This is a genomic window from Jiangella anatolica, assembly GCF_003236295.1.
Classification (GTDB): Bacteria; Actinomycetota; Actinomycetes; order Jiangellales; family Jiangellaceae; genus Jiangella; species Jiangella anatolica.
In genome coordinates, this window is the sequence record NZ_POTW01000085.1 from 16,997 (window position 1) to 30,984 (window position 13,988).

The 13,988-nt window shown below is 73.9% G+C and carries 12 protein-coding genes; 3 read left to right on the forward strand and 9 right to left on the reverse strand.

Annotated features, from left to right (window positions below; genetic code table 11):
• Together C1I92_RS25665 and C1I92_RS25670 are read right to left on the reverse strand one after the other, a co-directional pair.
• Positions 1-780: a CpaE/TadZ family protein gene (locus C1I92_RS25665; RefSeq protein ID WP_111257478.1), complete on the reverse strand. Its 780-nt coding sequence runs from the start codon at positions 778-780 to the stop codon at positions 1-3.
• Positions 781-784: 4 nt separating this feature from the next.
• Positions 785-1,510: an SAF domain-containing protein gene (locus C1I92_RS25670; RefSeq protein ID WP_111257479.1), complete on the reverse strand. Its 726-nt coding sequence runs from the start codon at positions 1,508-1,510 to the stop codon at positions 785-787.
• 172 nt (positions 1,511-1,682) lie between these two features.
• Between C1I92_RS25670 and ndk the strand changes: the two genes are divergently transcribed.
• Entirely contained in the window at positions 1,683-2,090 is a 408-nt protein-coding gene (gene ndk / locus C1I92_RS25675; RefSeq protein WP_111257480.1) for a nucleoside-diphosphate kinase, read from the forward strand.
• Between the two features lie 116 nt (positions 2,091-2,206).
• Positions 2,207-3,145 carry a type IV toxin-antitoxin system AbiEi family antitoxin domain-containing protein gene (locus tag C1I92_RS25680; RefSeq protein WP_146605285.1) on the forward strand — a complete coding sequence of 313 codons (939 nt, stop codon included), beginning with the start codon at positions 2,207-2,209 and terminating at the stop codon, positions 3,143-3,145.
• Between the two features lie 43 nt (positions 3,146-3,188).
• Here C1I92_RS25680 and C1I92_RS25685 read toward each other — a convergent pair whose 3' ends face one another.
• From C1I92_RS25685 to C1I92_RS25695, 3 genes are read right to left on the reverse strand one after another with little or no spacing between them, the layout of a single operon-like run.
• A complete protein-coding gene (locus C1I92_RS25685) occupies positions 3,189-3,530 on the reverse strand; it encodes a DUF4233 domain-containing protein (RefSeq protein ID WP_111257482.1) in 342 nt (113 codons plus the stop codon).
• Positions 3,527-4,858 carry a bifunctional folylpolyglutamate synthase/dihydrofolate synthase gene (locus C1I92_RS25690; RefSeq protein ID WP_111257483.1) on the reverse strand — a complete coding sequence of 444 codons (1,332 nt, stop codon included), beginning with the start codon at positions 4,856-4,858 and terminating at the stop codon, positions 3,527-3,529. The genes C1I92_RS25685 and C1I92_RS25690 overlap by 4 nt, the downstream gene beginning before the upstream one ends.
• A complete protein-coding gene (locus C1I92_RS25695) occupies positions 4,855-7,461 on the reverse strand; it encodes a valine--tRNA ligase (protein WP_111257484.1) in 2,607 nt (868 codons plus the stop codon). The genes C1I92_RS25690 and C1I92_RS25695 overlap by 4 nt, the downstream gene beginning before the upstream one ends.
• Before the next feature lie 45 nt (positions 7,462-7,506).
• On the opposite strand from C1I92_RS25695, the gene C1I92_RS25700 reads away from it, so the two are divergent.
• On the forward strand, positions 7,507-8,478 hold the full coding sequence (locus C1I92_RS25700; protein WP_111257485.1) for a ketopantoate reductase family protein: 972 nt from the start codon (positions 7,507-7,509) through the stop codon (positions 8,476-8,478).
• Here C1I92_RS25700 and C1I92_RS25705 read toward each other — a convergent pair.
• From C1I92_RS25705 to C1I92_RS25720, 4 genes are all read right to left on the reverse strand, one after another.
• The gene (locus tag C1I92_RS25705; protein WP_111257486.1) at positions 8,468-9,385 is read right to left on the reverse strand and encodes an NADP-dependent oxidoreductase; all 918 of its coding nucleotides are present in this window, start codon (positions 9,383-9,385) and stop codon (positions 8,468-8,470) included. The two genes, C1I92_RS25700 and C1I92_RS25705, sit on opposite strands and share 11 nt — an antisense overlap.
• Entirely contained in the window at positions 9,382-10,818 is a 1,437-nt protein-coding gene (locus tag C1I92_RS25710; RefSeq protein ID WP_111257487.1) for a GuaB1 family IMP dehydrogenase-related protein, read from the reverse strand. The genes C1I92_RS25705 and C1I92_RS25710 overlap by 4 nt, the downstream gene beginning before the upstream one ends.
• Before the next feature lie 31 nt (positions 10,819-10,849).
• The gene (locus tag C1I92_RS25715; RefSeq protein ID WP_111257488.1) at positions 10,850-12,502 is read right to left on the reverse strand and encodes a metallophosphoesterase; all 1,653 of its coding nucleotides are present in this window, start codon (positions 12,500-12,502) and stop codon (positions 10,850-10,852) included.
• 11 nt (positions 12,503-12,513) lie between these two features.
• On the reverse strand, positions 12,514-13,988 hold a 1,475-nt coding region (locus C1I92_RS25720; protein WP_111257493.1), incomplete at its 5' end, for a PucR family transcriptional regulator.

Consider the following 13,988-nt stretch of genomic DNA (forward strand, 5'->3'; position numbering starts at 1 on the left):
TCAGCTCCTGCTCGGGATGCGCGCGTGCGCCTCGGCCAGCCGCCGCGCCGACTCGCTCAGCTCGCGGGCCGACCGGACCAGCAGGGACCGGTCGATGCGACGGCTCCAGCGCCCGGCCAGCGCGCCGGCCGCCTTGGGGTCGTCGGCGATCCGGCCCAGCACAGTGACCTGGTGTCCGTCGTGCTGCAGCAGCCGGTCCAGGTCGCGCGGGCCGGAGGTGTCGCGGCTCTCGGTGACCAGCACGATGCCGACCGGGATGCTGCCGGCGGCGCCGATGTGCAGCGGTTCGGCCAGCCAGCGCAGCCGCTCGCGCAGGTGCGCGTAGTACTCGATGCCGGGCCGGACGACGAAGATGACGGCGTCGGCGGCGTTCAGCACCGGCAGCAGCGGCGTGCCCGGGACGATCCGGCCGCAGTCGACCAGCACGTCGACCGGCATCGCCTTGAGCATCGTGCCGAGGGCGGGCCACACCGCGCCGATGCCGGTGAGCTGCTCGGGCCGGGTGACGCCGGCGAGCACGTCGAGGCCGCCGTCGGCCGTCTGCAGGTGCTCGGCCAGGTGCGCCTCGGCGACGCCCCGGCGGGCCGCGGCGGCCAGCGAGAGCAGGCCGCGCTCGGGATCCAGCGGCTCGCCTTCGGCGTCGCGGTGCCGCAGCGCGAGGTCACCGCCGGCCGGGTCGAAGTCGGCGACGACCACCTCGTACGGCCAGATCGCCCCGAGGGCGTTGACCGTGGTGGTCACCCCCGGGGAGCCCTTGGCGGACGCGAACGCGATCAGCACCCGGTCACTCCTCGGACTCGAACGGCGTGCCGCGCTCGACCAGCGTGACGACCAGCTGGTTGGTGGCGGCCAGGCCGCCGATGGTGGCGGCGTCGGCGCGGTCGACCAGCAGCGTCACCATCGAGCCGGAGCCGCCGCCCTGGCCGGCGCCCTCGGCCGTCCGCGCGGAGGCGACCCGGGCGCCCTCGACGACGGCCTCGCCCTCGCCGGTGACGATCGAGACGAGGTCGACGATGTCGCCGGCCTGCAGGCCACGGGCCGGCAGGAAGCCCTGGCCGAGGAACGCGCCCACGGCGACCCGTCCCTCCGTCAGCGGCGCCTGCTGGGTGAGCATGGTGGTGTCGAGCAGCTGGCCCTCGGCCAGGCTGACCCGGGCGTACCGGCTGGTCACATCGTCGAGCTGGGACTCGGGGATGAGCCGGGTGTTCTCTGAGGCCACCTGGGTGGTGCCGATGGCCTCGGCGGGGATCCGCTCGCCGGCCGCGACCGGCTGCGTCAGCACCAGGACGGGCGTGCGCTCGTCGACCCGCATGGCCAGCAGCGCGGCGATCGCGGCGCCGCCGACGATGAGCAGCACCGCCAGCGCCGCCAGCGCCGGGCGGCGTTGCCGGGGCGGCGACGGCAGCCGGGTGTTCTCGGCACGGACCCGCTGGGTGCTGCGGATGCCGCGTTGGTCGCGTGCTCGCTGCCGTTCGTTGGCCGCGTCGGTCGTCTGCGTTGTCCCCGCCATGAGGTGCCCTACCGCTCCCGCCTGCCGGATGGTCGCCGGCACGGCGCACGCTACCGGCGGCCACTTTCATGACTCTTTCATCGCGCCGCCGTACGCACCTGATGAGGGCTGTGACCGGCGGATTGGCTAAGGTCGGGGGCGTTGCCGATCAACCGACCGCACAGGAGCACCCGTGTCCGAGCGCACGCTCGTCCTGATCAAGCCCGACGCCGTCCGCCGCGGCCTGGTCGGGGAGATTCTGGCCCGTTACGAACGCAAGGGCCTGACCATCGTCGCGATGGACCTGCGCACCATCGACCCGACGCTGTCGGACGCCCACTACGCCGAGCACGTCGACAAGGGCTTCTACCCGGCACTGCGCGAGTTCGTGACCGGCGGCCCGCTGGTCGCGCTGGTGCTCCAGGGCGATCAGGCGATCGACGTCGTGCGCGCGATGAACGGCGCCACCGACGGCCGCGCCGCCGCCCCCGGCACCATCCGCGGCGACCTGTCGCTGTCCAAGTCCGAGAACCTCGTGCACGCGTCGGACTCCCCCGAGGCGGCCAAGCGCGAGCTCGACCTCTGGTTCCCCGGGCTCTAGCTCACGACGGCGGGTGGTTCGGTGGTCCTGAGGCGCCACCGAACCATCCGTCATGGGTTATCCACAGGCCGCGGATTCCCGGTTTTCCGATGGCCTCAGGCGTGCAGGATGACGAGGTGGCTCCCGCATCCGCGCTGGTCCTCGCCCATGCACAGGACGGCCTGATCACCCGCCGGCAGGCGCTCGCCGCCGGGCTCACGCGCGACGCCGTGCGTCATGCCATCCGGGCCGGCGGGCCGTGGCAGCGCGTCCTCCCCGGCATCTACGCGACCTTCAACGGCCCACTTGCACCTCAGCACCGGCGGCGGGCTGCGATCCTGCACGGCGAGTCCGGCGCGGCGATCAGCGGTGCGTGGGCCTGCCAGATGAGCGGGTTGGAGTACGGACCCGTGGCGGGCGACTGGATCGATGTGCTGGTTCCGTGGGAGTCGGCCCGTCGCAGCAAGGGCTTCGTGCGCGTCTGCCGGACCACCCGGCCACCCGAACCACGCGCCTGGATCGACGAGGATCTTGCTGACGCGCCGCTCCATGTCCTACTGGACCAGGCCGACCATGGACCGGTCCCCGGGGTCATACCCGTCGTCCCACCCGCACGTGCGGTGGTCGAGACCGTCGTCCGCTGGGCGTCGCTGCCGGCACAGTGGCGGCCGCGTTGTTCGAGCGCGGACGGCTGTCCGGGCTGTTGGAACGACCCCGGCCACCACCGCGACCTCGCGCTGCGCAACACCCGCGCCCTCATGTGTGAGGCCGTCCAACGACGCTGTGCCGCGCTGGGCGACCTGCGCGCCGAAGTCGCCGCCGCACCACGGCGTGGCGGTGCGCTCGCCCGCATCGCGATGAAGGACATCGAGGCCGGCTGCCGGTCGGCGCCGGAGTGCGAGCTACGCGACCTCGTCCGCACCAGCCGTCTGCTCCCCGAACCCCGCTGGAACCAGCCGCTGCCCGGCCACCGAGGCATCCGTCCCGACGCCTGCTGGCACCAGGCCCGGCTCGTGGTCGAGGTCGACTCGCGCAGCTTCCACGGCTTCGGCGACGCACCCGCGCCGCCCATCTGATGGCGGGCGATTCGGTGGTCCTCTGACGCCACCGATCCGCCCGTCATCCGTCCTGCTGCGCCTCGCGCGCCGCCTTCTCCCGCTCGACCTGCGGGCCGATGCGCAGCAGGACGAACCACAGCAGGGCGAAGATGCCGCCGAGGATGAGCATCTGCGGCACGACGACGCCGGCGGCGACGGAGCCCACCTGCGCCACCGTCCCGAGCAGGTAGCCGAGCCGGCCGCGGCGCACCGTCGCAGCGCCGAGCACGCACAGCAGCGCGATCCCGCCGCCGGCCAGCCAGGCGGGGCCGCGGCCGACGTCGGCGATGTTGATCGCGACGGGGACGGCCAGCAGCACGACGATGACCTGGACCGACAGGATGGTGGCGGCGATCCGGTTCACGGCGCCGCCCCGAACGCCACCCGCGCGTCGCCCGCCGTCACGACCGAGCCGGTGACGACGACGCCGTAGCCGCCGAGGGACTCCTCCCGCTCGGCCAGGGCCAGCCCGGCGTCGATCGCCTCGGGCAGCGGCACCGCCTGGTGCACGCGATCCTGGCCGAACACGTCGACGGCGATGTTGGCCAGCTCGTCGACCGGCATGGTGCGCGGCGAGGAGTTCTCGCTGACGACGACCGCCTCGACCACCGGCTCCAGCTCGGTGAGGATGCCCTCGACGTCCTTGTCGGCCATCGCGGCGACGACGGCGACCAGCGCGGTGCCGGCGAACTCCTCCGTCAGGGCCGCCGCGAGCGCCGCCGCGCCGGCCGGGTTGTGCGCGGCGTCGGCGAGGACGACCGGACCGCGGCGCAGCGGCTCCAGCCGGCCGGGCGAGGTGACCCGGGCGAACGCGGCCCGCACCAGATCGGCGTCCAAGGCCTCACGGCCGCCCCCGACGAACGCCTCGACGGCGGCCAGCGCCGCGGCGGCATTGTGCGCCTGGTACTCGCCGTGCAGTGGCAGGAAGATCTCGTCGTACGGGCCGGTCAGCCCCTGCAGGCCGATGACCTGCCCGCCGACGGCCATCTCGCGGCCGCGCAGGCCGAACTCCAGGCCCTGCCGGGCGACGGTCGCGCCGGTCTCGGCGACGCGGGCCAGCAGGATCTGCGCGGCGGTCGCCGTCTGCGGGCCGAGGATCGCGTACCCGCCGGGCTTGATGATGCCGGCCTTCTCGGTGGCGATCTCCTCGAGCGTGTCGCCGAGGTACTCGATGTGGTCGATGGCGATCGGCGTGATGACGCTGACCCGGCCGTCGGCGACATTGGTGGCGTCCCACGCGCCGCCCATGCCGACCTCGACGACGGCGGCCTCGACGGGAGTGTCGGCGAACGCGGCGTAGGCGAGCGCCGTCAGCACCTCGAAGTAGCCCAGCGCGACGTCGTGTTTGGAGTCGACGAGGTCGAGGTACGGCCTGATCTCGTCGTACGTGGCGGCGAAGCGCTGCGGCGCGATCGGCTCGCCGTCGATGACGATGCGCTCGGTGACCGACTGCAGGTGCGGGCTGGTGTACCGGCCCGTGCGCAGGTTCAGCTCGCGCAGCAGCGCGTCGGCCATGCGTGCCGTCGACGTCTTGCCGTTGGTGCCGCCGATGTGCAGGACGGGGTACCCGCGCTGCGGGTTGCCGAGCAGGTCAAGGACCTCGCGGATCCGCTCCAGCGACGGCTCGACCCGCGACTCCGGCCGCCGGGCCAGCAGCTGCGCCTCGATGCCGGCGAGGACGTCGTCGGTCACGAGGCGCCCTGCGGCAGCCCGGCCAGCTGGGCCTCGAGCCGGGCGATCTCGGCCTCGGCGGCGGTGCGCCGGCCGCGGACCTTGTCGACCTCGGACTCCGGGGCCTTGGCGAGGAACTGCTCGTTGCCGAGCTTGCGCAGCGCCTGCTCCAGCGCCTTTCGCTCGTTGGCGAGGTCCTTGCCCAGCCGCTTGCGCTCGGCCTCGACGTCGACCGCGCCGGACAGATCCAGCTCGACGGTGACGGCGCCGACGACGACCTGCGCGGTGGCGGCGAAGCCGTCCTCCGGCGCCGTGAGCCGGGTCAGCGACCGGAACGCCGCCTCGTGCTCCGCGGCGCCGCCGGTGACCCGGGCCGGCACCTTCTGGCCGGGCTTGAGGCCCTGGTCGCTGCGGAACCGGCGCACCTCGGTGACCAGCCGCTGCAGCTCGCCGACGGTGGCCTCGGCCGCGGGGTCGTGCCGTGCCGCGTCCGCCGCCGGCCAGGACGCCACCACCAGCGACTCCTGGCCGGTCAACGTCGTCCACAGCGCCTCGGTGACGAACGGCGTCACCGGGTGCAGCACGCGCAGCAGCCGGTCGAGGACGTGCCCGAGCACCAGCCGGGTGTTCTCGGCCGCGTCGCCGCCCAGCTGCGTCTTCGCCAGCTCGACGTACCAGTCGCAGAACTCGTCCCAGGCGAAGTGGTAGAGCGTGTCGCTGAGCTTGGCGAACTGGTAGTCCTCGAACTGCGCGTCGACCTCGGCGAGGACGGTGTTGAGCCGCGACAGGATCCACCGGTCGGCGGCCGTCAGCTCCTCCGACGGCGGCAGCTCACCGACGCGCGCGCCGCTGATCAGCGCGAACCGGGTCGCGTTCCACAGCTTGTTGCAGAAGTTGCGCGAGGCCTGCACCCAGTCCTCGCCGATCGGCACGTCGGCGCCGGGGTTGGCGCCACGCGCCAGCGTGAACCGCAGGGCGTCGGACCCGTAGGCGTCCATCCAGTCCAGCGGGTCGACGGCGTTGCCGAACGACTTGGACATCTTCTTGCCGCGCTCGTCGCGGACCATGCCGTGCAGCGCGATCGTGTGGAAGGGAATCGCCTTCTCGGGCCCGGCGCCGGCATGCGCGTACAGCCCGAACATCATCATCCGGGCGACCCAGAAGAACAGGATGTCGTAGCCGGTGACCAGCACCTGGTTCGGGTAGAACTTCTCCAGCGCCGGGGTCTCGTCCGGCCAGCCGAGCGTCGAGAACGGCCACAGCGCCGACGAGAACCACGTGTCGAGCACGTCCTCGTCCTGCACCCAGCCCTCGCCGGTGGGGACGTCGTCGTCGGGGCCGACGCAGACGACCTCGCCGGCAGGTCCGTACCAGACCGGGATGCGGTGCCCCCACCAGAGCTGGCGGGAGATGCACCAGTCGTGCATGTCGTCGACCCAGCCGAACCAGCGCGACTCCATCGACTTCGGGTGGATGGCCACGCGTCCGTCGCGGACGGCGTCGCCGGAGGCCTTCGCGAGCGGGCCCACGCGAACCCACCACTGCAGCGACAGCCGCGGCTCGACAACGGTCTTGCACCGCGAGCAGTGCCCGACGGCGTGCACGTACGGCCGCTTCTCCGAGACGATGCGGCCCTCTGCGCGCAGCGCGGCGACGACGGCCGGCCGGGCCTCGAACCGGTCCAGCCCCTGGAACGGGCCGTGCGCGGTGATGACGCCCCGCTCGTCCATGATCGTGAGCATCGGGAGGTCGTGCCGGCGGCCGATCTCGAAGTCGTTCGGGTCGTGCGCCGGCGTCACCTTCACCATGCCGGTGCCGAATGCCGGGTCGACGTGCGGGTCGCCGACGATCGGGATGCGCCGGCCGGTCAGCGGCAGCTCGACCTCGGTGCCGATGAGGTGCTTGTACCGCTCGTCGTCGGGGTGCACGGCCACGGCGGTGTCGCCGAGCATCGTCTCCGCACGGGTGGTCGCGACGACGACGTCGTCGCTGTAGCGGATCGAGACCAGCTCGCCGTCGTCGTCGCTGTGCTCGACCTCGATGTCGGAGAGCGCGGTGTGGCAGCGGACGCACCAGTTGATGATCCGCTCGGCCCGGTAGATCAGCTCGTCGTCGTAGAGCCGCTTGAAGATCGTCTGCACGGCGCGGGACAGGCCGTCGTCCATGGTGAACCGCTCGCGGCTCCAGGCGACGCCGTCGCCGAGCCGGCGCATCTGCGCGAGGATGCGGCCGCCGGACTCGGCCTTCCACTCCCAGACCTTCTCGACGAACGCCTCGCGGCCGAGGTCGTGGCGGGAGACGCCGTCCTTGGCCAGCTCACGCTCGACGACGTTCTGGGTGGCGATGCCGGCGTGGTCCATGCCGGGCATCCACAGCGCCTCGTAGCCCTGCATGCGCCGCCGCCGCACCAGCGCGTCGATCAGCGTGTGCTCGAACGCGTGCCCCAGGTGCAGCGACCCGGTGACGTTCGGTGGCGGGATGACGATGCAGTACGGCGGCTTGTCGCTCTTCTCGTCGGCCTCGAAATAGCCGCGCTCGACCCAGCCCTCGTAGAGCGGCGCCTCTACCGCCGCCGGGTCGTAGACGGACGGCAGGGCGGGCTCGGGGAGAGTGGACTCGGTCACGCCGCGGAATTCTACTGCGGACGGCGGCTCGATACCGTACCGACCATGGCCTTCGTGATCTACGGCGCCGGCGCGATCGGCGGCATCCTCGGCGCCCGCCTGCACCTCGCCGGTTTCGACGTCCGGCTGATCGCCCGCGGCGCGCACCTGGACGCGATCCGCGCCGGTGGACTGCGGCTGGAGTCGCCGGAGGGCGCGACGACGGTGCCGGTGCCGGCGTACGGGTCGCCCGCCGAGGCCGGCGTCGAGCCCGGCGACGTCGTCGTCCTCACGATGAAGGGCCAGGACACCCCGGCCGCACTGGACGCGCTGCGCGCCGTCGCCGAGCCGTCGACGCCGGTCGTGTGCCTGCAGAACGGCGTGGCCAACGAGCGGCTGGCGCTGCGGCTGTTCGCGAACGTCTATGGGGTGTGCGTGATGTTCCCGGCCACGCACCTGGAGCCGGGCGTGGTCCAGGCGCGGTCGGCGCCGGTGCCGGGCATCCTCGACCTCGGCCGCTACCCCTCCGGCGTCGACGAGACGGCCCGGTCGCTGGCGGCCGCGTTCGAGAAGGCCGGCTTCGTCGCCGAGCCGCGTCCGGACATCATGGCGTGGAAGTACCGCAAGCTGGTGATGAACCTCGCCAACGCCGTCTCCGCCCTGTCCGGCCTCGACGGTGACGACGCGGTGCGGCTGGCGGAGCTGGTCCGGGACGAGGGCGAGACGGTGCTCGCGGCGGCCGGCATCGACGTCGTCGACGCCGAGACCGACGAGGCCCGGCGCGCGGACATCCTTCAGATGCCGCCGTTCCCCGGCCGCGGGCCTGGCGGCGGCTCGTCGATGCAGAGCCTGCTGCGCGGCACCGGCTCGATCGAGGCCGACCAGCTCAACGGCGAGATCGTGCTGCTGGCGCGGTTGCACGGGCTCCCGGCCCCGGCGAACGAGCTGGTCCGGCAGCGCGCCGTCGCCGCCGCCCGCGACCGGCTGCCACCCGGTTCCGTCCCGGCCGCCGAGCTACTGGCCGAGCTCAGACGGTGAGGACGAGCTTGCCGCGCAGGTGACCGGTCTCGCTGACGGCGTGCGCCTCGGCGACCTGCTCCAGCGGGAACGTCGCGGCGACGGGGAGCTGGACGGCGCCCTGGTGGATCAGCGGCAGCACCGTCTCGAACACCCGCGGCAGCGGCAGGTCCGCGCTCCACGTCGCGCGCACGCCGTACTGCGAGGCGGACCCGTCGGCGATCGTGACCACCCGCTCCGGCCCGCCGGCCAGCTCGACCGACACCGGCAGCACGCCCCGCCCGGACGCGTCCAGCACGGCGTCGACGCCGTCCGGGACGATCGCCCGCACCCGCGCGGCCAGCCCGTCGCCGTAGAGGACCGGCTCGATGCCGAGCGAGGCCAGGAACTCCTGGTTGGCCGCGCCCGCCGTCCCGATCACCCGGGCGCCGCGGGCCAGCGCCAGCTGCGAGGCCACCAGCCCGACGCCACCCGCGGCGGCGTGCACGAGCACCGTGTCGCCGGCGGCGACGTCGAGCAGCCGGACCGCCCGGTATGCGGTCTCGCAGGCCACGGGCAGCGCGGCGGCCTGCGGGAACGACAGCCAGTCCGGCTTGCTCACCAGCCCGTCGGCCGGCACGACGACGTGCGTCGCGGCCGAGCCGGCGGCCAGCCCGAACACGGGGTCGCCGACCGCCCACGCGGTGACGTCCGGGCCCAGCGCGTCGACGACGCCGGAGTACTCCAGGCCGACCCGGACCGGCGCCGCCGGCGCGCCGTCGCTCGCGTACAGGCCGCGCCGCGCCTTGCTGTCGTACGGGTTGACGCCGGCCGCCCGGACCGCGACCCGGACCTCGCCGGGACCGGGCTCGGGCAGCTCGACGGAGTCGACGGAGAGCACGCCCGGGTCGCCGTACCGCGCATACCGAACGGCGCGGGCTCCGGTCACCAGCTCACGTCCACGGGCATGCCCTCGGTGTACCCCGAGGCGCTCTGCACACCGACGACGGCGCGCTCGCGGAACTCCTCGATCGTGGCCGCGCCGACGTAGGTGAACGCGCTGCGCACACCCGCGACGATGGTGTCGACGAGGTCCTCGACGCTGGGCCGCGACGGCGACAGGTACATCCGCGCATGCGAGACGCCTTCCTCGAAGATGCCCTTGCGGGCCCGCTCGAACGCCGAGTCCTCGGCGGTGCGCAGCCGGACCGCGCGCGCCGACGCCATGCCGAAGCTCTCCTTGTACAGCCGGCCCTCGCCGTCGCGCAGCACGTCGCCGGGCGACTCGTAGGTGCCGGCGAACCAGGACCCGATCATCACGTTGTCCGCGCCCGCGGCCAGCGCGAGCGCGACGTCGCGCGGATGCCGCACGCCGCCGTCGGCCCACACGTGCACGCCCAGCTCGCGGGCCCGGCGGGCGCACTCCAGGACGGAGGAGAACTGCGGCCGGCCGACGCCGGTCATCATCCGCGTCGTGCACATGGCGCCCGGCCCGACGCCGACCTTGACGATGTCGGCGCCGGCCGCGACCAGGTCGCTGACGCCTTCCGCGGTGACGACGTTGCCGGCCACGACGGGCACCTGCGGGTCCAGCGACCGCACCCGTCGCAGCACGTCGAGCATGCGTTCCTGGTGGCCGTGCGCGGTGTCGACGACCAGCACGTCGGTCCCGGCCGCCAGCAGCGCCTTGGCCTTGCCCTCGACGTCGCCGTTGATGCCGACCGCCGCGCCGATGCGCAGCCGCCGCTCGCTGTCCAGCGCCGGCGCGTACAGGGTGGCCCGGAGCGCCCGCTCCCGGGTCAGGATGCCGACGATGCGCCCGTCCGGCCCCACCACCGGGGCGAGCCGGTGCCGTCCGTCGTGCAGCTGGTTGAACGCGGCCTCCGGCGCGATGCCGTCGGGCAGCGTCAGCAGCTCGCGCGACATCACCGAGTGCAACTGGGTGAACCGGTCGACGTCCTGGCAGTCGGCCTCGGTGACCACGCCGATCGCGCGGCCGTCGTCGACGACGATGACGGCGCCGTGGCCGCGCTTGGGCAGCAGGTTGTACGCCTCGCCGACGGTGCCGTCGGCCGGCATGGTGAGCGGGGTGTCGTAGACCGCGTGCCGCTGCTTCACCCACGCGATGACGTCGGCGACCACGCCGGCGGGGATGTCCTGCGGGATGACCGCCAGGCCGCCGCAGCGGGCCAGCGTCTCGGCCATCCGGCGCCCGGACACCGCCGTCATGTTCGCCGCGACCAGCGGGATCGTGCCGCCGGTGCCGTCGGCGGTGGTGAGGTCGACGTCGAGCCGCGAGCCCACCTGGGATCGGTTGGGCACCAGGAACACGTCGCTGTAGGTGAGGTCCTGGTCGGGGACCCGGTCGTGCAGGAACCTCATGTCGTCTCCCCCGGTTCGGCCGGGTTCCAGCCTAACCGGCGGCCGTCCGCGGCCCGGCGACGACGACCGGCGGCTCGGCCAGCGTGGCCTCCAGCGGCTCCTCGGGGACGATCCACGGCGTGCCGGGCGCGCCGTCGGGATCGGCCCGCCAGCGGTGCGCGACCCGCTCGACGGCCACCGGGTACACCGTCAGCGACCCGTCGGCGCCGAGGTGGAAGCGCAGGAAGCTCTTGTGGTCCTCGATGCCCATGCCGGCGTACAGCTCGTTGACGTTGACGTCGAAGTACCGCGCGACCAGCAGGTACGCGCTGACGACCCAGGTGTCGGCCAGCCCGATCACCGGTCCGTAGACGACGAAGGCGAGCAGCGTCGCCCACGGGTTGGCGACGTCGTCCAGCGGCAGCGCCGACCACGCCGCCGCGCCGCCGATGCCCAGCGCGACGTGCGGCACCGCGTGGGCCACCGCGGCGACCATGTGTTTTCGGGTGCGCACCCCAAGGACCAGCGTGAACACCGCGGTCCCGACGAGGACGGCAGCCACGCCGGTCACCGTCGCCGGGGTGACCAGGTGCTCCGGCGACGTGACGAAGGCCAGCATCAGCAGTGTCTGCATCACCGCCAGGAGCCCGACGAAGCCGGGGTTGCGCCGCGGCAGCCGGCCGAACACCTGCCAGCCGAGCCGCCGCGACGCCGGCTGCGACGGGTAGGCGGCGGCGAGCTGGTAGCGCTGGGGCTGGCTGGCCCGCCGGGTGATGGTCTCCTCCGGCGGGACGGCGACGACGTCGGGCAGGTGGTCGGTGCCGACGAGGTAGGCGCCACCGCCGCCGCAGGTGATCAGCTGCCGGTCCGGGCCGGTGTAGCGGGCGTAGTGGTGCATGTCGCCGGCGAGCAGCAGCGGCACCTGTGCGCCGGTGGGCTCGATGATCGTGCGGATGAAGTAGTCGACGCTGTCGTAGGCGTCGGGCCGCTCGTGCGTCTTCACCCACGACGGCTGGGCCGGCATCAGGATGATCCGCTGCTCCGGCCCGAGATGCTCGGCGACGCGGCGGAAGTAGTCCAGCTGCGGCTCGTCGATGTACGACGACAGCTGGATGTCGACGGCGAACAGCCACCAGTCGTGCGGCAGCTCCAGCGCGAAGTAGCTGCGTGCCTGCCGGGTCCGCCAGCCGCCGATGGTGTCGCCCTGAGCGAACAGCCGCAGGAACGCCGTCAGCCCGTCGTACCAGTCGTGGTTGCCGGGCAGCGCGTACAGCGACGGGGTGTCCACGGCGAGGTCGGGCAGCGCGGCGCGGTACGGACCCTTCCAGCGGTGCTCGTAGGCCGGGTTGGACGCCGTCGGGTACACCTGGTCGCCGCCGAGCAGCAGCAGGTCGCCGCGCGGCAGCGTGTGCCCGCCGGCCACGAGCGACGGCCGGGCCAGCAGCGACGCGACCGAGTACGTCGCGTCGAACCCGTCGCCGACGTCGGCGGTGTAGTCGAACCACAGCTCGTCGGCGGCGGAGTGGTCGAACGCGCGGTCCGGGAGCGCGGCCTGCAACTCGCGCTTGTCGAGGTAGCCGCCGAACAGGTAGGCGAGCAGGACGCGGACGGCCGTGCCGGCGAGCAGGCCGGGGTTGAGCCAGGGCACCGGCCGCTGCGGCACGAACCCCGTCTCGGCCGGGCTGAGGTCGTGGGGCCGGTTCACGGAAGGTGACCTTACGAGTCCGGCGTGGAGTGATCAACCATGGCCCGCAGCCGCAGCTCCAGCATCGCGGCGAACCGGGCGTCCGGGTCGGCGAGGTCCAGTCCGCCGATCTCACCGACGCGGCGCAGCCGGTACCGGAACGTGTTCGCGTGCACGTGCGTGGCCGCCGCGGCCGCCGTCACGTCGCCGAACGCGTCCAGCCAGGCGGTCAGCGTCGCCACCATCTGGGAGCGGTGCCGGCGGTCGTAGGCAGCCAGCCGGGCGACCGGGCCGGACGGCACGCGCCGCTCGGCCGCCATCGCGCTGCCCAGCTCCAGCAGGAACGCCGAGATCTGCACGTCGGTGAGCCGGGCCACGCGCGACCCGCCGGGCCGTTCCCGCAGCACCCGGACCGCGCGGTCGGCGTCGGCCCGCGACCGCGGCAGGTCCGCCGGGCCGGCGGCAACGCCGCCGATGCCGACGACGACGTGGCTGCGCGTGCCGATGCGGCTGAGGAACTCCTCGGCGACGGCGACCGCCCGCAGGTCAGCGTCCGGGCCGTCGCCGGTGAGCGGGATGACGCCGTAGACGACGCCGCCGGCCAGCGCGACCGCGGACCGCGGGTGGACGGCGGCCAGGTGCAGCGCGAACGCGCCGGCGACCCGTTGCAGGTCGGCCTCGACGGCGGACGACTCGGTCTCGCCGGGGACGGCCAGCGCCAGGACGCAGGCCGGCCCGCCGGCCAGGCCCAGCCGGCTGGCCGCGTCGCCGGCGGCCGGGCCGCCCTCGAGCACCGTCGCGACGAGCTCGGCCCGCAGCCGCCGCTCGACGTCGGCGCCGGCGCGGTGGCGCAGCAGGTGCAGGGCGACCAGCTTGGCGGCGTCGATGAAGGCCTGCTCGCGCTCGGCGCTCAGCGGCTCGGTCACCGCCGCCCACATCGAGCCGAGGATCTCGTCGCCGGCCCGGACCCGGATGGCCACCCGCGGCAGCCCGGTGCCCTCGATCTCCGGCAGGTACACCGGCCGGTCGGACGAGTACAGCGCGCGGAAGGCGCCCTGCCGCTCCAGCTCACGCAGGTAGCGCTGGGGCACCTGGCGGCCGAGCACGGTCTCCTTGCGGCCCTCGTCGGCGCGGTCCTGGTCGGCGGAGAAAGCGATGACCCGGGAGTTCAGGTCCTCGATCGTCAGCGGTGCGTCCAGCAGCGCGGACACGGCGCCGGCCAGCGCGAACAGGTCGCCGGCCCCGGCGCCGGCCAGTGTCTGGTCGTCGACGCCGCCCAGGTCGTCCAGCGCCAGCAGGCTGCGCAGCAGCGTCGCGACCTGCGCCCAGGAGGCGCCGCGGGTCAGCCCGAACAGCACCAGCCCCTCGTCGGCGACCGCCCGCCGCACGTCGTCGTCGATGTCGACGGGGATCCGCAGCACCAGCCCGACCGCACCGTCCGCCGCGGCCGACCGCACGACCTCCGCGATCTCCGCCGACGACGCCAGCCCCACCCCCAGCACCAGCG

Bases quoted from the DNA above. Each gene is read 5' to 3' on its own strand.
- C1I92_RS25710 (WP_111257487.1), bottom strand. From the start codon at position 10,818: ATGAGGTTCCTGCACGACCGGGTCCCCGACCAGGACCTCACCTACAGC.
- C1I92_RS25670 (WP_111257479.1), bottom strand. From the start codon at position 1,510: ATGGCGGGGACAACGCAGACGACCGACGCGGCCAACGAACGGCAGCGA.
- C1I92_RS25700 (WP_111257485.1), top strand. From the start codon at position 7,507: ATGGCCTTCGTGATCTACGGCGCCGGCGCGATCGGCGGCATCCTCGGC.